The organism is Halomonas sp. HAL1, from assembly GCF_030544485.1.
GTDB lineage: Bacteria > Pseudomonadota > Gammaproteobacteria > Pseudomonadales > Halomonadaceae > Vreelandella > Vreelandella arctica.
Genome location: NZ_CP130610.1, coordinates 1309582 through 1327545 on the forward strand (window position 1 = coordinate 1309582; position 17964 = coordinate 1327545).

16 protein-coding genes are annotated in these 17964 nt (G+C 57.1%); 12 read left to right on the forward strand and 4 right to left on the reverse strand.

Going from position 1 to position 17964, the window contains the following annotated elements; translation table 11 throughout:
• Positions 1–21: 21 nt before the first annotated feature.
• On the reverse strand, positions 22–906 hold the full coding sequence (locus Q3Y66_RS06240) for a LysR family transcriptional regulator (protein ID WP_008957254.1): 885 nt from the start codon (positions 904–906) through the stop codon (positions 22–24).
• A gap of 167 nt (positions 907–1073) precedes the next feature.
• Between Q3Y66_RS06240 and Q3Y66_RS06245 the strand changes: the two genes are divergently transcribed.
• The 6 genes from Q3Y66_RS06245 (at position 1074) to Q3Y66_RS06270 (ending at position 8607) form a co-directional block, all read left to right on the forward strand.
• On the forward strand, positions 1074–2039 hold the full coding sequence (locus Q3Y66_RS06245) for a TAXI family TRAP transporter solute-binding subunit (RefSeq protein WP_008957253.1): 966 nt from the start codon (positions 1074–1076) through the stop codon (positions 2037–2039).
• Positions 2040–2060: 21 nt separating this feature from the next.
• Positions 2061–3971, forward strand: a complete 1911-nt coding sequence (locus Q3Y66_RS06250) for a TRAP transporter fused permease subunit (RefSeq protein ID WP_008957252.1) — start codon at positions 2061–2063, stop codon at positions 3969–3971.
• Positions 3968–5374, forward strand: a complete 1407-nt coding sequence (locus tag Q3Y66_RS06255; RefSeq protein ID WP_008957251.1) for an acyclic terpene utilization AtuA family protein — start codon at positions 3968–3970, stop codon at positions 5372–5374. Before Q3Y66_RS06250 ends, Q3Y66_RS06255 begins: the two co-directional genes overlap by 4 nt.
• Positions 5361–5714, forward strand: coding sequence for a hypothetical protein (locus Q3Y66_RS06260; protein WP_008957250.1), 354 nt, complete (start codon positions 5361–5363; stop codon positions 5712–5714). Before Q3Y66_RS06255 ends, Q3Y66_RS06260 begins: the two co-directional genes overlap by 14 nt.
• A 138-nt stretch (positions 5715–5852) precedes the next feature.
• Positions 5853–7076, forward strand: coding sequence for a YbfB/YjiJ family MFS transporter (locus Q3Y66_RS06265; protein ID WP_008957249.1), 1224 nt, complete (start codon positions 5853–5855; stop codon positions 7074–7076).
• Positions 7077–7143: 67 nt separating this feature from the next.
• On the forward strand, positions 7144–8607 hold the full coding sequence (locus Q3Y66_RS06270) for a sodium-dependent transporter (RefSeq protein ID WP_008957248.1): 1464 nt from the start codon (positions 7144–7146) through the stop codon (positions 8605–8607).
• 20 nt (positions 8608–8627) lie between these two features.
• On the opposite strand, the gene Q3Y66_RS06275 is transcribed toward Q3Y66_RS06270, so the two are convergent.
• Genes Q3Y66_RS06275 through Q3Y66_RS06285 form a run of 3 tightly spaced genes read right to left on the reverse strand, consistent with a single transcriptional unit; the run spans position 8628 to position 11521 of the window.
• A complete protein-coding gene (locus Q3Y66_RS06275) occupies positions 8628–9737 on the reverse strand; it encodes a hypothetical protein (protein WP_008957247.1) in 1110 nt (369 codons plus the stop codon).
• A gap of 42 nt (positions 9738–9779) precedes the next feature.
• Positions 9780–11081, reverse strand: a complete 1302-nt coding sequence (locus tag Q3Y66_RS06280) for a Y-family DNA polymerase (RefSeq protein ID WP_008957246.1) — start codon at positions 11079–11081, stop codon at positions 9780–9782.
• On the reverse strand, positions 11078–11521 hold the full coding sequence (locus Q3Y66_RS06285; protein WP_008957245.1) for a LexA family transcriptional regulator: 444 nt from the start codon (positions 11519–11521) through the stop codon (positions 11078–11080). The genes Q3Y66_RS06280 and Q3Y66_RS06285 overlap by 4 nt, the downstream gene beginning before the upstream one ends.
• A gap of 261 nt (positions 11522–11782) precedes the next feature.
• On the opposite strand from Q3Y66_RS06285, the gene glyA reads away from it, so the two are divergent.
• The 6 genes from glyA to Q3Y66_RS06315 all read left to right on the forward strand — a co-directional run bounded on the left by glyA (position 11783) and on the right by Q3Y66_RS06315 (position 17848).
• Entirely contained in the window at positions 11783–13048 is a 1266-nt protein-coding gene (gene glyA, locus Q3Y66_RS06290) for a serine hydroxymethyltransferase (RefSeq protein WP_008957243.1), read from the forward strand.
• Positions 13049–13568: 520 nt separating this feature from the next.
• The gene (locus Q3Y66_RS06295) at positions 13569–14510 is read left to right on the forward strand and encodes a mannosyl-3-phosphoglycerate phosphatase (protein ID WP_008957241.1); all 942 of its coding nucleotides are present in this window, start codon (positions 13569–13571) and stop codon (positions 14508–14510) included.
• 50 nt (positions 14511–14560) lie between these two features.
• The gene (locus Q3Y66_RS06300; RefSeq protein ID WP_008957240.1) at positions 14561–15781 is read left to right on the forward strand and encodes a glycosyl transferase; all 1221 of its coding nucleotides are present in this window, start codon (positions 14561–14563) and stop codon (positions 15779–15781) included.
• Between the two features lie 267 nt (positions 15782–16048).
• Positions 16049–16915, forward strand: coding sequence for an MBL fold metallo-hydrolase (locus Q3Y66_RS06305; protein WP_008957239.1), 867 nt, complete (start codon positions 16049–16051; stop codon positions 16913–16915).
• A 49-nt stretch (positions 16916–16964) separates the two neighbouring features.
• Positions 16965–17432 (forward strand): YeeE/YedE family protein, encoded by a 468-nt coding sequence (locus Q3Y66_RS06310; RefSeq protein ID WP_008957238.1) that lies wholly within the window; start codon positions 16965–16967, stop codon positions 17430–17432.
• Positions 17429–17848 (forward strand): DUF6691 family protein, encoded by a 420-nt coding sequence (locus tag Q3Y66_RS06315; RefSeq protein ID WP_008957237.1) that lies wholly within the window; start codon positions 17429–17431, stop codon positions 17846–17848. Before Q3Y66_RS06310 ends, Q3Y66_RS06315 begins: the two co-directional genes overlap by 4 nt.
• Positions 17849–17964: the final 116 nt, after the last annotated feature.

The window sequence follows — 17964 nt, forward strand, 5'->3', positions numbered from 1 at the left end:
ACGCTTATTTGTGGAAAGTCCTCATTCGTGATCACGAATCAGTTGGCACAGGGCGCTGGCGGCGGCGGAAGGGGGGTGGCGTCGGCTCAATATCATGCCCAGCTCGCGACGGATAGTCGGTTCGACCAGCGGGCGGTGTTCAATGCCATCGGTGGCAATCTGGCGAAAGCTGAGCGAGGGCAGCACGCTAATACCCAAGCCCGCCGCCACCATGCGGCCGACGGTGGCGATCTGGCGGGCATCGCACAAGATATCCAGCCGTTCCCCGACGCTCTGCATGATGCGGTCAATATCCTGGCGTGAACTGGAAAGACGATTGATGCCGATAAACGGGTAGGCGGCGAGCTGCCCCCACGCCACTGCCGGTTGTGCCAGCAGTGGGTGCCCGCAAGGGCAAACCGCCACGTAGCTATCTTCGAGCACGGGTTCAAACGTGAGGTCATCTGCGTCACCGGGAGGTACGGAAAGTCCCAGGTCGGCACGGCCTTCGCGCACCATCTGGTTAATCTGTTCGGCCAGCACATCATGCAGGCTGAGGTTGATACGGGGATACGCCTCGTGGAAAAGCCGGATGACCTGCGGGAACAAGCCCGCCGCCAGGGTGGGTAAGGCGGCGATCGTTACCTTGCCGCGCTGCTTGGAAAACTGGTCGTTAAGATCCTCAAAGGCTTCGTTCCAGTCATTTAACAACCGCACGGCAACCGGTAGGAAAGCGTCGCCTTCCGGGGTCAAGGCAAGCTGGCGTGATGTGCGGGCAAATAGCGCACCGCCTACGTTCTCTTCCAGCTTGCGTAGTGCAATCGAAATCGCCGGTTGGGAAAGGTGTACTCGCTCGCTGGCCTCCGCAAGGCTGCGGGAGTGGGCGACGGCAATAAAAACGCGCAACTGCTGGATGCTTGGATTCATTTAGAAAGTAAAACATAAATTAAAAACTATTCAATATACAAAATGAAACCTTCACACCATGCTTGGTTTATCGCGATGCGTGCGTCGCGGTCATCGTTCTACAAAATCGTTTTACAATAACCGTATTTACAACAACAAAGGCTCGTACAGCGAGCTTCGGAGACACAATGAAAACGCTACTTACCGCCATGGTGGCAAGCGCCGCGGTGCTGGCTGCTGCCACTTCCCATGCCGATGAGCGCCTGCTGATTGGTTCTACCTCCAGCTCCTCCAGCCACTACAGCTACTTTGTCGCGGTTAATCAGATCATCAACAATCAGGTCGAAGGGGTGAGTTCTTCTGTCGCTGAAACCGGCGCTACGGTTGATAACCTGCGTCGTTTGGGGCGCGATCAGATTGATATGGGGCTGGTAACGACCAATACCGGCTATCACGCCTACGCCGGTGAGGAAGATTTTGAAGGCCGCCCAGTGGATAACCGTCTGCTGTGGGTCTACACCGTGGCACCCCAAAACGCAGTGATGCGCCAGGATGCCAACGTTGCCACCTTCGCTGATTTGGATGGGGTGCGTTTCAACCCCGGTATCACCGGGTCGGCCACTGAGAAAACCACTGAAGCCGTGATGCGTACCCTCGGCATCGAGCCCGACTACGTGCGTGGTTCCACCACCGATATGGTCGACGCCATGAAAGATGGCCGGGTGATGGGCTCGGTGAAATCGGGCGTCGGAGAGCGCCTGGATGGCTCCTCTATGGATATCGCGACATTTACCCCCATTAGCGTGCTGTCTCTCGATGACGCGCAGGCCGACACACTGCGTAGCGAAATGCCCGACGTGGCGATTGTCGATGTGCCCGAAGGCGCCGCAGACGGTATCCCCGCTTATACCACCTGGGCGTTTGGGGTTGCCGTACATGCACACCCGGATATGGATGAAGAGACCGCCTATCAAATCGTCAAAGCCGTGATGGAAAACCCCGAGCCGCAGGTCAACGCCTTTGCCGCGATGAAAGATGCCGATATGGCGAAGATGACCCTGGAAGTTGGCACTGTGCCGCTGCATGCCGGTGCGGCGCGCTATTTCGAAGAGCAGGGGTACGACATCCCCGATGCCTTGCAGCCTGTCCAGTAAGGCCATTCGGAGAAGATGATCATGCGTGAGACAGTCACCAAAGGCTTGGCGCTGCTATTGGGCGGTCTAATCCTTTATACCTCCGCCACTGGGCCGTTCGAGAGCTTGATTCAGCGGAGTATCTTTCTCGCGCTGGTCATCCTGCTAGGGCTTGCCGTCTACCCATTAGGGGAGGGCAAGCGCTGGCGCCCGCTGGGTATTGCGATAGATGTGGTGCTGGCAGTGGGTGTGGTATTCGCCTGCGGCTATGTAGCGCTTAACCACGAACAAATTCTGGTCGAACTCCCCTGGGCAACACCCCGCGACATGCTGCTAACCGGCGTGCTGTTAGTGGCGATTTTGGAGCTTTCGCGACGCGCGATCGGGGCTATTTTCCCACTGTTGGTAGTCGCGGGGTTAGCTTATGCGTGGTTCGGGGCCGCGATTCCAGGGCCGCTTGGCCACCGGGGGTTTGATCTCTACTACATGACCGAAACCATCTACCTGGGTGATCTAGGCGTGTGGGGCATGCTGGTCGGCGTTGCCGCCACGACCATTGCCGCTTTCGTGCTGTTCGGCTGTTTGCTACTGCACACCGGGGGCGGCAATACCTTTATGGATTTGGCGCTGCGTATTAGCGGCCGTTCGCCGGGCGGTGCAGCCAAAGTAGCCACGGTAGCCTCTGGGCTGTTTGGCATGGTCAGCGGCAGTGCCGTGGCCAATGTCGCCACGACGGGCAATTTCACCATTCCCATGATGAAACGCTTGAACTACCCACGCCCGTTTGCGGCGGGGGTAGAAGCGGTCGCCTCCACCGGCGGTCAAATCGCACCGCCGATCCTGGGCGCTGCGGCATTTATCATGGCGGAAATTCTCGGTGAGAGTTACCTGCGTATCGCCTTGGCGGCCTTGCTGCCAGCGATCCTTTTCTACCTGGGCGTGTTTGTCACGATTCACCTGGTGGCCAAGCGCCGTCAGTTGCAGGTGGTACCCGATGAAGAGCTGCCCAGCTGGTCAGACGTGATACGCGCTGAACGGATCATTCCCATTCTGGCTGCGTTGGGTGGGCTATTTTACGGTGTGCTTAGCGGCCGTTCGATTCAGATGTCCGCTTTTTACGGCATCCTGATGACCGTACTCACCTTTGTGCCTTTTGCACTGCTGTCCAAAATGCCCCTGCGCGAGATCCTCGGCAAGCTGGTGGCAGGCTTGGTCGATGCAGGCAAAGGCATGGTGATTATCGGCGTGCTGTTGGCCGGGGCGCAGATTCTGGTGGCGATGATCGGCATGACCGGCATCGGCGTAACGCTGGCCAGCTTGATTGTCACGGTCGGTGGTGAATCGCTCTTCCTGGTCGCCTTTATCGTTGGCGGTGTGTGTCTGATTTTAGGCATGGGCATACCCACTACCGCGGCCTATGTGTTGGTGGCCTCGGTGCTGGCGCCAGCGCTCACCACCATCGGTGTCGAGCCGCTGATTGCCCACTTGTTCGTTTTCTATTTTGCGACACTCTCGGTCATTACGCCGCCTGTCTGTATTGCGGTATTCGTGGCCTCAGGCATTGCCGATACCAATTGGCTGCCTGCCGCCGTCGAATCGGTGCGTTTGGCAGCGGCGATCTATGTCATTCCTTTCCTGCTGCTGATCTATCCAGCCCTGGCGGGGTTTGGGACTCCTCTGGAGATCGTCTTGGCCAGTTGTCAGGGGGTCGTGTTCGTGATGGCCTTCGCCGCGCTGATGTCTCGGGTAGCCATGACGGGTAAGCGCGTGATTGATGTGGTGGCCTTGATCGCGGTGATTGGGCTGGCGCTGACGCCAGGCTGGCTGACCACGCTGGCAGCGCTCGCTCTGATCATTGGGCTATTTATACGCCGCCGCTCGCTGCTGGATGACGAGCCGGTAGTTGCCTCCGGCGACCACCACTCCCTTCAGGCCAAGGAGACACATTTATGAGTTTTTTACTGGGCAGCGGGGCAGGCTTTTCCGGTGACCGTACCGATGCGGCCGTGGCGGTGGTGGCAGAGTTGATCAAGCGACAGCAACCCTCTGCCTTGGTATTCGAAACCCTGGGCGAGCGGACATTGGCGGCCGCCCACCGGGCAATGCGTGAGGACCCCGAAAGCGGGTTTGAACCGCTGCTGGACGAGCTGCTGGCGCCAGTGCTTCGCGATTGCCTGGATCACGGCATTAAAATTCTAGGCAACTTCGGTGCCGCCAACCCTGGTGGCGCGTGCCAGGTTATTGCGGAGCTAGCCGCCCAGCTTGGTCGTCCAGAGGTGCGGATTGCCCAGGTGCACGGCGATGATATCCGCCAGCAACTGCATGGCCTGGACTTGCAGCGTTGGGAGGCCGAACGGCTGGAGATGCCGGGCGATGACGCCTTGATTTCCGCCAATGTCTATCTGGGCGCCAAGGCACTGGCCGAAGCGTTAGCCATGCAAGCCGATGTCGTGGTCACCGGGCGTGTTGCCGACCCGGCACTGTTTTTAGCCCCGCTGATGCACCACTTCGATTGGCGTTGGGATGATTGGGACCGCCTGGCTTGCGGCATGATGGCCGGGCACCTGGCCGAGTGTGGTGCCCAGGTAAGCGGCGGCTACTTTGCCGACCCAGGTTTTAAAGACGTGCCTGGCCTCGCCACGGTGGGCTACCCGATTATCGAAGTAGAGCAGGATGGCAGCCTAATCATCACCAAGCCCGCCAATACCGGCGGCTGTGTTACCGAGCAAACGGTGAAAGAGCAGCTGCTCTATGAAGTTCATGATCCAGCCAATTACCTGACCCCGGATGTCACGGTGGATCTTACCCACGCCGAAGTACGCCAGCTTTCACCCAATCGCGTGGCGGTGACGGGGATTCGCGGCAAGCCTGCCCCAGAGCGATTAAAAACCACCGTGTGCTACGAAGGAGGGTGGCAGGGCGAAGCAGAAATTTCCTATGCCGGGCCCAACGCGCTAGCAAGAGCCCAGCTTGCCGCCCAGGTACTGCGTGAGCGGTTGGTATTTCGCGCCCCGGCTGAGCTGCGAACCCGGTTGGATATCATTGGCCTGGCCAGCGTATTCGATAGTGATAGTGGCGAGCTTCAGCGTAGCGCATCGCCTTCCACCAGCGGGGATTACCGGCTGCGCTTGGCAGCGGAGCACAGCGAGCGGCGCTGGGTAGCCCGCGCCACCCAAGAGCTGTTGGCGCTTTACTGTGCCGGGCCTGCCGGGGGCGGCGGGGTGCGACGTCAGTTTCAACGGCGGGTGTTTACCGCCTCGTATTTGGTTAAGCGTAGCGACATTCATGCCCATGCCACTCTATTTGAGTCGCCGACCCAGGAAGCCCACAGGAGCGAACGCTATGCTGCAAGCTGAACCCACACAAACGTCAATGCGTGCGCCCGCCTCGATCTCTCTTCACCAGCTGGCGCACGCCCGTGCGGGGGATAAAGGCGAACGCCTCAACGTGGCACTGTTTGCCTACGAGGCGGATCACTACGCCACCTTGCTGGAACAGGTCACCGAGGAGCGAGTGCTGGCGCTATTCTCCCATCGCGGCGCTAGCCGGGTGCGGCGCTACCCTCTACCTAACTTGGCAGGCATGAACTTCGTGATCGATGATGTGCTTCAAGGCGGCGTTAACGGGGCACTCAATCTGGATGGCCATGGCAAAACGCTATCGTTTTTGTTGTTAAGCCTGGAGGTTCACCTTTAGCCAGTTTTTTAACCACGCACTCGACCTAGGTGGTCATGACGCGCTGCTCAAAACGCCCTACTATGCATGAACTTGCATGCGAGCTAATCAATATAGTGATAGCTAATATAATAAAAGTGGTGTTTAAGGAGCAGCCCGATGACCGCAGCAACGCTAGGTTCCCAGCGCTTTAGAGTGCTATTGGCGGGCGTTTTCAGCCAGATATTGTGTGTGGGTATCGCCCGCTTTGCCTATACGCCGTTGCTGCCGGTGATGCAGCAGCAAACCTGGATGGGTGACGCCGATGGTGGTTGGCTGGCGGCGCTCAACTACGCGGGCTATATGCTGGGGGCGGTGTTGGCCGCCACCATCCGCAGTCTCTATATCAAAGACCTCCTATTCCGCTGTGGGTTAATCCTGGCAGTGCTTACCACTGCGGGCATGGCGCTCACCGAGCACTTCTGGGTATGGGCGGGGCTGCGTTTTCTGGCGGGACTTTCCAGCAGTGGCTCAATGTTGCTAGCGTCCGGGTTGATTCTTCACTGGCTGATGCAACACCGTCAGCGCGGCGAGCTGGGCATCCACTTTGCAGGTTTGGGCATCGGTATGGTGGTGGTCTCCGTCGCGGTTGAAATGATGCTGCAACTGTCGTTTAGCTGGCAGACCCAGTGGTGGGGCTTTAGCCTGCTGGGTGCAGCTCTACTCGTGCCCGCGTGGCGGTGGTTGCCGCGCCCGGAGAAACCGGTCGTCGGTGCGCCCGCGGCGAACAGCCAACCCGCGATGCCGCCCACACGCACCTTTATGCGCTGGATGCTGGCTGCCTATTTCTGCGCCGGTTATGGCTATGTGATCAGCGCTACCTTTCTCGTCGCGATTGTCGAGCGTGAGCCGCTGCTGGCGGGGATGGGGAATTGGACCTTTGCCCTGGCCGGTTTAGCCGCGGCCCCTGCGGTGATGCTATGGGATTTAGTCGCCCGCCGCGTCGGTTACCTGGGGGCGCTGATTATCGCCATGTGCATTCAGGTAGTAGGCATCGTACTGCCTGCGATTACCGCGAATGCAGCGGCGGTGTTGCTCAGCGCCGTGCTCTACGGCGGTACCTTCCTCGGCTGCGTCAGTCTGGTGCTAACCATGGCGGGGCGGCTTTATCCTTCAAGCCCTGCGCGGTTAATGGGGCAGATGACCCTGGCCTACGGCGTTGCCCAGATATGCGCCCCGGCCTTGACCGGCATGCTGGCCGAAGCCTCTGGCAATTACAGCCTAGGGCTTTGGTTGGCAGGCGGCTTTGTGGCCCTCGGCGCTGTGCTACTCGCCTGTTTACGCAAGGTGGATCAAACCGCCCAGCGTCTGGATGCTGCCGCCAAAACCGCCGTATACGCGTAGGCCTGTTAGGCATTGCCCGCGAAATCCTATAGGATGAGCGCCTTTTTCTGACAGGGTAACTGGGCAAATGACCTCTTCTGGGCAACCTCGCACCCAGTGGCTAGGCCGCTGGGGGTTTATGTTGGCAGCAACCGGTTCGGCGGTTGGGCTGGGCAATATCTGGAAATTCCCCTATATCACTGGGGAGTTCGGCGGCGGTGCCTTCGTGCTGGTGTACCTGGCCTGTATTTTTGCCGTGGGTGTGCCGGTCATGATGACCGAGATCGCCTTTGGACGGCGCGGCCAGGGCAGCCCGGTGGATGCCATTCGCCGCGTGGTCAATGAATCAGGCCGCTCGTCGGTGTGGTCGCTGATTGGCTGGATGGCCATGCTCTGCGGCTTTATGGTGCTGTCGTTTTACGTCGTTGTGGCGGGCTGGTCGTTCTCGTATCTGTGGAAGATGCTGACCGGTGGCTTAGCAGGCAGCAGCGTCGATGAGATGGCCGCCGTGTTTGGCGCCAACAACGCTAATCCGCTGAATCTCGGTTTCTGGAGTACCTTGGTGACGCTGCTCACCATGCTGATTGTGGGCAAGGGCGTACAGAAGGGGATCGAGAAGAGTGTCAGTTGGATGATGCCAGGCTTGGTAATCATGCTGGTGATCCTGATTGGCTTTGGCATGTTTTCCGGTGGCTTTGGCGCGGCGGTGAACTTCCTGTTTTCGTTCAACGCAGGCAGCCTCTCCAGCGAAGGCATGCTGGCAGCGCTGGGCCACGCCTTCTTTACTCTCTCGCTGGCCTCCGGGGCGATCCTTACCTACGGCAGCTATTTACCTAAAGATGCTTCCATCGGCCGTACCACGGTCAGTGTGGCCGTGGCGGATACGGTCGTCGCGCTGATGGCGGGGATGGCGATCTTTCCGGTCATTTTTGCCAACGGCATGGACCCCGGTGAAGGCCCAGGGCTTATTTTCATGAGCCTGCCCCTGGCCTTTCAGGCGATGCCGCTGGGAACGCTATTTGGCATTTTGTTCTTCCTCATGCTCTCCATGGCCGCGTTGACCTCTGCCATTTCCATGGTCGAGGCGACGGTTTCCTGGCTGTGCGATAACAAAGGCATTTCGCGCCCGGCAGCTGCTTGGGGCACGGGTATTGTGCTGTGGTTGATCAGCACCCTGGCGATGCTGTCATTCAATCTGGGCGCGGATTGGACGCTGGCAGGCAAGACCTTTTTCGACTGGCTGGATTACCTGACCTCACGCTGGATGATGCCGCTGGGCGGCCTGGGCATGGTGCTGCTGGCGGGCTTTATATTGAAAAGCGACACCTTCCGCGAAGAACTCGGGCTGTCGCCACTGCCTTATGCACTATGGCTGGCCATGGTGCGCTACGTTAGCCCGCTCGGCATTGTGGTGATTTTTGTCGATGCGCTGGGTGTTTATCAGGTCTCGTTTGCAGCGCACTGGCCCTGGCTGCTGGCGATACTGGTGGTCATGGCGGTGCTTGGGGAAACCCTAAGCCCGCGGCTGCGTCACGCGCTAAAAACGGCGTAATCCTCTACGGCATCTATCCTTTACGGTGCCTGACCTGATAGCAAACGCCGCTGCTGTGCTTTTATATCCTCATTGCGCAGCGGCGTTTGGCAGGTTGCAAACACCTCGACTAAGAATTTTTTGCGCGAACCCCGGTAGGTGCCGCTAAGCAGCGCCGCCTGGGTGAGTGCATTGAGCAGTGTTTGGCGCGCAGGGGCAGGTAACTGGGCATAGTCGCGCAGGGCAATGGGCCAATCTACCTCCAGTGCCTGCGGCTTACCCGTTAGGCTGTTCAGCAGGCGAGCCAACAGTAGCACCAGGTTAGGGTGAGGATGCTGATTGCGCATGATAAGTTCGCCCACCCCCTGGGCTACCAGACGCCGGGTATGCTCATCGCTGTCAGCCAGTGTTTTCATTAAGTGTTTCACCAGGGCAGGGCCACGCGCCTGCAAATAGGCTTCTTGAATAATGCGTGCGGCAATCCAAGCATTCCACGCCGCGTATAGCGGGCCGGTTAAAACGGGTAGAAAACCGCGTAGCGTCAGTCGGCCTAATAATCGACGCAGCAGTAGGCGCAGTAGAAAGCTGCTCAAGCTGATTTTTAAGCGGTAAAGCAGTGATCTAAAGGTTAATCTCCAGCCGTGCAGATAGGCGTGAGGGTCTACGCCATAGATTAGACTACCGGGGCTGGGGTATTCCAAGGCCGCTCGGGAAATACCGTGAACAGTCAACTGAATATCGGGCTCCAGTGCGTCCGTTTGCCCATAACGTAGGCCCGCTAAGCGCGTTATATTCGCGACGCCGCGCAGCGCATTCCAGTACAAAAAGCCAATTTCCAGCGCGGTAACGGTACCTGCGACGGCCAGGTAGCCCGCCCAGTAGGGAAGCTGTTCCCGCAGGCTCATGGCTTTCCAGTTACCAGTGGCAAATTCGCGCATAAACCACTCGGCGCCACCAATCAGCGTGCCGGAAATCATGCCAGCTAGCGCTGCCCAGGCAATGATCCAGCGCCGTGCACGCTTAAGAGCATGTGGATCGGGTGAGTCTAGGGCCGGCTGACGGCGTAAATAGCCCTGTACATAGCGGCTGGCCCAACGTTGCGCTAAGCCAGGGGCAGGAGCGTACTCTTTATCTGGCCGATTGAGAGACATGAGAACGGCGTTTCCTACGCATTTGGCCTCTTAGGGTAGCGGTTACGTCCGCGAAGTACACGCATCGATAGCGCCGGGGTGAGTGCCCACTTTCATCAGCTCATCCCAGCGTGTGGTAAAGCGGTTGGAACGGTGAGCACAGCGTAGCTGCCAGGCAGCAGGCGCATCGGTCATGCCAAAGCTGATGGTGCCTTGCCCCATGCGCTGATTGATCTGATCGACTGTGGCCATCAAGAAGGGGTGACGCTCACGGGCCGGGGGATGCAGCAGTGAAAGCTGATGCTGCTCGGCGTCCACCAAGTCGAGCAGCATCACGCCCGCTTTCATAAAACGAAAGCGAGGACGGTGAATCTGCTCAAGCCCCTGGCGTACGGCATCAAGAATCACCCGCGTATCGTCGCTGGGTGAGGGTAGGGGGATCAGTGCCTGAGGAAAATACTGCGGCTGGTCGCGGCGGTGGCGGTTGGTATTGAGAAACACCATCACCGCTCGGGCCATGCTGCCCTGTTCACGCAGTTTCTCAGCGCTACGCTGGGCGTGGTGGCGCAACGCGTTGTGCACCTCGGCAAACACGCCGGTCGGTTGGCCGAACGAGCGCGAGGTCATAATGCGCTGGCGCGGCTGGTCCAACGCATTCATTTCCAGGCAAGAAGTGCCGCGCAGTTCAAGCGCTGTGCGAGCCAGCACCACCGAAAAGCGCTTGCGCAGCAGTTTTTCATCGCTTTCGCGTAAATCCCAGGCGGTATTGACGCCGCCAATCGCCAAGCGCTCGGCCAGCCGACGCCCGACCCCCCACACACTGCCCACCGGGGTGCGCTTTAGCAGCGCTTCCGTGGTGTGGTCCTGCCCGCTTAATAAGCAAACGCCTTCGTAGTGAGGGTCTTGTTTTGCAAGGTGATTAGCCAGCTTGGCGAGTGTATGGGTAGGGGCAAGCCCCACGCACACCGGCAACCCTAAATGACGACGAATACGCTGACGCAGCTTTCGTCCCAGTGCTTCACACTGCTCGGTGGTGAAACCTTCTAAATAGACGAACATTTCATCAATGGAGTAGGGCGCAATCTCTGGGCAGGCATCGCGGAGCAGTTGGGCCAGCCGTGCGGACATATCGCCATAAAGCTCGTAGTTGGAAGAGAGCAGATGGATCTCGCCACGCTGGCGCAGCCCTTCGAGTTTGAAGGCGGGCGTACCCATGGGAATATCCAGCGCCTTCAACTCGGCGGAACGCGCGATCACACAACCGTCGTTGTTGGACATCACCCCAACGGGCCTACCTTCCAGCTTGGGCTGAAATACCCGCTCGCAGCTGACATAGAAGTTATTGGCGTCGACCAGGCCAATCATCGCACGTACTCATGGATGACAGCGCGCACCACGCCCCATAGCTGACAGTCGCTGCCCTCAAGAGGCAAGGGCGGGTAGTGGGGATGGGTGGAGCAGAGGTGGGGCGTACCCTGGTAAAGCGCGTAGCGTTTGATCAACGCTTCACCCTCCAGCATAGCGACCAGAATGTGGCCCAAGCGAGGCTCGATACCGCGGTCGACGATCAGCAGGTCACCCTCAAAAATCCCCCACCCCTCCATGCTGTTACCGGTAGCGGTGACATAAAACGTCTGGGTAGGGTTTTTAACCAGCCGGGTATTGAGATCCAGCGTACACGGCTCGTAATCCTGCGCAGGCGAAGGGAAACCACTAAAGCCAGCGCGGCCCAAAAAGGTTAAATACGGCAGCGGCTGGGCGCTTAACGGCAAGGCGGGGGTAAAATGAGAAGACTGGCCCGGCATTGTCGGCATCCTGACTCTTAAAGTGTATGTATGAATATACAGTATTTTTCAGAGTGAAGGAAAATGCAAATGGACCGCTCGCTAATGACTTCTAATCTGGTAGCTAAGTTGCCCAATCGGTCAGCCTTTGCTGGCTCGCGCAACATGAAGCACGCTCATGCACGACCTGACGCGGATGCGATGAAAGTAGTGTCAGGCTGCGTTATGATACCGGCCTCGCTTCTTCCATGATGATCCTTTCTCGTTACGAGGTTCCCGCCGATGTTCAGCCGTGATATGTCAATTGCCGGATTCGATGATGTGCTGTTTGATGCCATGCAGAAAGAAGTGGCGCGCCAGGAAGCCCACATCGAACTGATTGCTTCAGAAAACTACGCCAGCCCCCGCGTACTCGAAGCCCAGGGCAGCCAGCTGACCAATAAATACGCCGAAGGTTACCCCGGCAAGCGTTACTACGGCGGCTGTGAATTCGTCGATATCGCTGAAAACCTAGCGATCGATTACGCTAAAGAGCTGTTCGGCGCTACCTATGTAAACGTACAGCCGCACTCCGGCTCGCAAGCCAACAGCGCCGTTTTCCAGGCACTGGTCAAGCCAGGCGACACCATTCTAGGCATGAGCCTGGATGCTGGCGGTCACCTGACCCACGGCGCCAAGCCGAGCTTTTCGGGCAAGCACTATAATGCCATTCAGTACGGATTGAATGATCAAGAGCTGATCGATTACGACCAAGTGGCTCAGCTGGCTCGTGAGCACAAGCCCAAAATGATCATCGCTGGTTTCTCAGCCTATTCACAAATTGTTGACTGGGCCAAGTTCCGTGAAATCGCCGATGAAGTGGGCGCTTACTTACTGGTTGATATGGCGCACGTCTCAGGCTTGGTAGCGGCGGGTGTTTACCCAAGCCCCTTACCTCATGCGCACGTGGTCACGTCTACCACCCACAAAACACTGCGCGGACCGCGTAGCGGTGTGATTCTCTCGGCCGAAAACGACGCCGATATCGAGAAGAAGCTGCAATCAGCGGTATTCCCCGGTGGCCAGGGCGGCCCGCTGATGCACGTGATTGCGGCCAAGGCAGTCTGCTTCAAAGAAGCCATGGCGCCCGAGTTCAAAACCTACCAGCAGCAGGTAGTGAAAAACGCCAAGGCAATGGCGAAGGTGTTTATCGACCGCGGTTACGACATTGTCTCCGGCGGCACTGAAGACCACCTGTTCCTGCTCTCGCTGATCAAGCAGGGCGTAACCGGTAAAGATGCCGATGCGGCGCTAGGCCGTGCCCACATCACTGTGAACAAGAACGCCGTGCCTAACGACCCGCAAAGCCCGTTCGTCACCTCCGGCCTGCGTATTGGCACCCCGGCAGTCACCACACGCGGTTTCGGTGAAGAAGAGTGTACCCAGCTCGCGGGCTGGATCTGCGACATTCTAGACGTGCTGGCCAAAGGCGAAGACACCAGCGCCATCGAAGCGAAGGTGCTGGATAAAGTGGCTGAGGTTTGCGCGCGCCTGCCTGTTTATAAGTAGTAGCTATAGCGATTCTCCTGGCTAAGGACAGCCCAAAAAACGGGTGACCCATGTGGGCCACCCGTTTTTTGTCTCTGTTGTGGTAGCCCATAAAAAAAGCCCGCCGGGGGAGGCGGGCATGAAAGGGCTTGGCTCACTGCAGCCCACTGGCATCAGGTGAGGGGGTATACAGGATTACCAGTGGGTACAAGTTGAGTATAGCTATTTATGAGGCGTTGCCAAGTACTGTCTCAGTTTTTTTAAAGTTTGGTCTCATTTCTTAATGGGTATCAGTGCGACAGTGCACTATTGTGTTTCATGCGTTATTTTGGTGCATTCAAGCTGCTTCTTTTTGGTGCTTGGGAGTGTGACGCGCCATAAAATTCTAATAATCCCCGATAACCCTCTGCTAAAGCTACATTTCTCTGATTTGGCTTATAACTTGCTATCCTTTTCATAGCCAACTACTCGTTGGTCATCGCCATAGGGCATCGCAGGCTACTGCCTTGACGATGTGCTAAGACCGAATAGAGGTAGTGCCATGCCGGAATTCAATCAGTTTTCAGCGCCGCTTTCTCCGTCGCCTTCTCCGCCACCATCGCCGGTAGACCCTGCGTTTCAGCCGCGTCTGGTAGTGACCGATTTAGATGGCTCGCTGCTGGATCACCATAGTTATGACTTCAGCCCCGCCGCGCCGTGGCTTGCTCGTTTAAAACAAATGGGCGTGCCGGTCATTCCGGTCACCAGTAAAACCCGTGCGGAGTTGATTCCGCTGCGCGAAGCGTTGGGCCTGACGGGTACGCCTTTTATCGCAGAGAATGGAGCGGTGATTGGCTTGCCGCCCGGTTGGTGCCATGCCCGTTTAGACCGCCCTGGTGGTGGCCGAGATGGCGTGGTGATTAAACACCCTGGGGTGGATATTGGCTTTATTCGTGCGCGCTTAAAGGTGTGGCGCGAGCGTTTGAATATTCAATTTACCCGGATGGGTGAACTGACTGTGCAAGAAGTCATGGAGCTTACCGGCTTGGATGAGTCCCGCGCCCGTGATGCGCGGCAGCGAGAAGGAAGCGAGCCGCTGATATGGAAAGACAGTGACTCAGCATTAGAAGCATTTCGTGCAGCTCTGGAGGGAGATGGCCTACAGCTAACACAAGGCGGACGTTTCTGGCATGTCATGGGGCGCTCCGCGGATAAAGGCAGTGCAGTGGAGTGGCTGGTGAAACGCTTTACGGCATTAAGAGGCCGCACACCTCTTTCGCTAGGGCTGGGGGATGGACCGAACGATATCTCTATGCTTGAAGCTGTTGATCAAGCTGTTGTCATCCGCGGTTGCCACGATTTAGTCGTAGAGCCGCGTAACACTTCGTTATATCGCACGGAAGCAACAGGGCCGACCGGCTGGGCAGAGGGGGTTGCCCACTGGTGGGGGCGAGATGACCGCCGTTTAGCGACGGCGGAAAAAAATGATGCTGTTGTTGTTTGAGAATGGTTCGGTATTTGAGAACAGTTCCATGAATCCAGGGAGGCAAGCGCATGAGTGACTTTCATCAAAATGGGATTATTACCGATTTCCATAACCTGACTAAGCGTTCAGTCGAGGCACTTGAAGAGGAGCTATGCCAATTTTCCCGACGGCGGCCGATGGGTTTGATTCTACCGTCGCTTTTTTCCGAATTGGAAGGACCTGCGCTTTCAGCGATTGTGGATGAACTGGTTAAGGTCCCTTACCTCAATGAGATAGTCATTGGCCTGGATCGCGCCGACCGCGAACAGTTTTTATACGCCCGCGAATTTTTCTCACGTCTGCCGCAACATACGCGCATTTTATGGAACGATGGACCACGCCTGAAAGCGCTTGATGCGGAACTGGAAGAGCATGGGCTAGGGTCGTTGGAGCCGGGCAAAGGGCGCAATGTGTGGTACTGCGCTGGTTATATGTTGTCGTCTGGGCGCTCGACAGTGGTCGGGCTGCACGATTGCGATATTTTGACCTACGAGCGCGGACTGCTGGCGCGCTTGATGTACCCGGTGGCCCACCCCAATTTCAACTACAGTTTTTGCAAAGGCTATTACCCCCGTATTGCGGAAGGCAAGCTCAATGGCCGTGTCTCTCGGCTATTAGTCACGCCGTTGCTGCGGGCGCTTAAAACCGTCTGTGGGCCGCTGCCGTATCTCGACTACTTGGATAGCTTCCGGTATCCGCTTTCGGGTGAGTTTGCGATGCGTAGCGAAGTGCTGGAAGGCATTCGTATTCCCGCTGATTGGGGGCTGGAGATCGGTGTGCTATCGGAGCTGCAGCGTAACTACTCACTGCGTCAGCTCTGCCAAGTCGATATTGCCGATGCCTACGACCACAAGCACCAGCCGGTTAGCGAAGATGATCCCAACGGCGGCTTAAACCGGATGAGTTTGGATATCTCAAAAGCGCTGTATCGAAAATTAGCCACTCAGGGTATTACCTTTAGCAGCGAAGATTTCCGCACGCTCAAAGCGACTTATTACCGCTTCGCATTGGATTTGATCGAAGCCTACGACCACGATGCCACCATGAATGGCCTGAGCCTTGATCGCCATAGTGAAGAGCAAGCCGTCGAGCTATTCGCCAGCAACCTGCTCGAGGCCGGTAATCTATTCCTGGATAACCCTAGAGAACGGCCTTTTATTCCCAGCTGGAACCGCGTACAGGCAGCCGTGCCCGACCTCCTCACGCGTATGCACGAGGCGGTTGAGCTGGATAATCAAGGTAAGGTTTAACGCCACAAAATACGTAATGAAAAAAGGCCAGCTACCCACCGGTAGCTGGCCTTTTTTGTAATTGAGTAGCACTGCCACTATTTCTTTACTATCGGCTTAAACAAGATAGAGATGAGCGAAATTTCTCATAAAACTGTTTGGCCCATCACTCCTCTTTTGTGAATTGTAGCTGCTGTAATATTCAAAAATAGTCTAACGATAGAACCTAGAATGCACTATGCTGTCTTTAAAGCATGAGAATGCGATTACCACTAATGGGAGGCAGCAATGCAACGCCCAATCGTTAAGCACTTTTTTGATGAACCCACGAACACCTTTAGCTATGTTGTTCAAGACCCCGATAGCAGTGCCTGCGCGATCATAGATTCGGTGCTCGATTTTGATTATGCCGCAGGGCGAACGGATGGGCGTTCAGCTGACAACATCATCGCCTTTGTTCGCGAACACCAGCTCGACGTCGCCTGGATTTTGGAGACCCATGTGCACGCCGACCACCTTTCGGCAGCCCCCTATCTGCATGAGCAGTTAGGAGGCAAAACCGGCATCGGTGCCAAAATAGTCAAGGTGCAAGAGATCTTCGGCAAGGCGTTCAATGCGGGTACCGAATTTGCTCGGGATGGCAGCCAATTTGATGCGCTGTTTGAAGAAGGGGATACCTTCGCCATTGGGCAATTACAGGGCCGTGTACTGCATACCCCTGGCCATACGCCCGCCTGCTTAACCTACGTAGTGGGGGATGCTGCCTTTGTAGGCGATACGCTCTTTATGCCGGATTATGGCACCGCGCGGTGCGACTTTCCCGGCGGCGATGCACGTACCCTGTATCACTCTATTCAAAAAGTGTTGGCGCTGCCCGAGCAGACGCGGCTGTTTTTATGCCACGACTATAAAGCCCCCGGCCGCGATACCTTTCAGCATGAAACCAGCGTAGCAGAACAACGCAATGAGAATGTGCATATTCACGAAGGTGTCAGCGAAGAGGCGTTTGTGAAGATGCGCACCGAGCGCGATGCCACCTTAGGCATGCCACGGCTCATTATTCCTTCGGTTCAAGTCAATATGCGGGCAGGAGCGCTGCCTCCGGCGGAAGAAAATGGCACGGTCTATTTAAAAGTGCCGATTAATTTTTTCTAACCGTTTCTATTTTTTTAACTTGTGAAAGCGGAATGCTTGGGAGATACCAGTGGATTGGACAGCAGGTTTACAAGGCTTAGCTGGGGGCTTGCTGATTGGGCTTTCCGCCACCTGGCTAATGGCAACGTTAGGGCGTATCGCGGGGATTAGTGGGATCGTTGGTAACTTAATAACCCAGCGTCCCAAAGGCGATAGCGCTTGGCGGGTGGCATTTGTTTTAGGGCTGATTAGCGGGCCGCTGTTGATCATGGCATTAGGTGGCGGCTTGGGAAACGTGGCCGGTAACCCAGGTGAGGTGATTGGCGCGCCAGCCGGAGGCGTCGGATTGATGTTGGTGGCCGGCTTGCTGGTGGGTGTGGGCACAGGGCTTGGCAGCGGTTGCACCAGTGGGCATGGCGTATGTGGCTTGGCACGCTTGGCGCCACGCTCCATGGCTGCCACCGGTATGTTTTTGCTGACGGCGCTAGTGACCGTTTATATCTCGCGCCATCTGTTAGGCCTAGGCGGTGTGCAATGAACAGGAACGCGATGAAAACAGCGGCTGGTTATGCGGCGGGGCTGATTTTTGGTTTGGGTTTGGCAATTTCCGGTATGACCGACCCCGCACGAGTGCTGGGGTTTTTAGATGTAGCGGGCGCCTGGGACCCGACGCTGATGTTTGTGCTTGGCGGGGCCGTGGTAACCACCTTTATCGGCTATCGGCTGGTATTCAAACGTTCGGCACCCCTGTTGGGCGGCGTCTTTCAGTTACCCACCAAAAAGGAGCTGGATGGCAAATTGCTGGGCGGCGCAGCGTTGTTTGGCATTGGCTGGGGGCTTTCCGGCTACTGCCCTGGGCCTGCGATCGCCTCTATTGGCGGCGTATCACTACCGCTAGCGGCCATGCTGGTGACGATGGTGCTGGGGTGGTTTGCCGCCAAAAGGCTCGGCTAATAAGTCGGACTTATATGGTCGCTGCTGCTAACGCCCTTGCCTTTACTGCAAGGGCGTTTTGTTTTCTTAACGCTGGGTTAATGCGTGGCAGTCATGCTGTCAGGTAATAAAAAGGA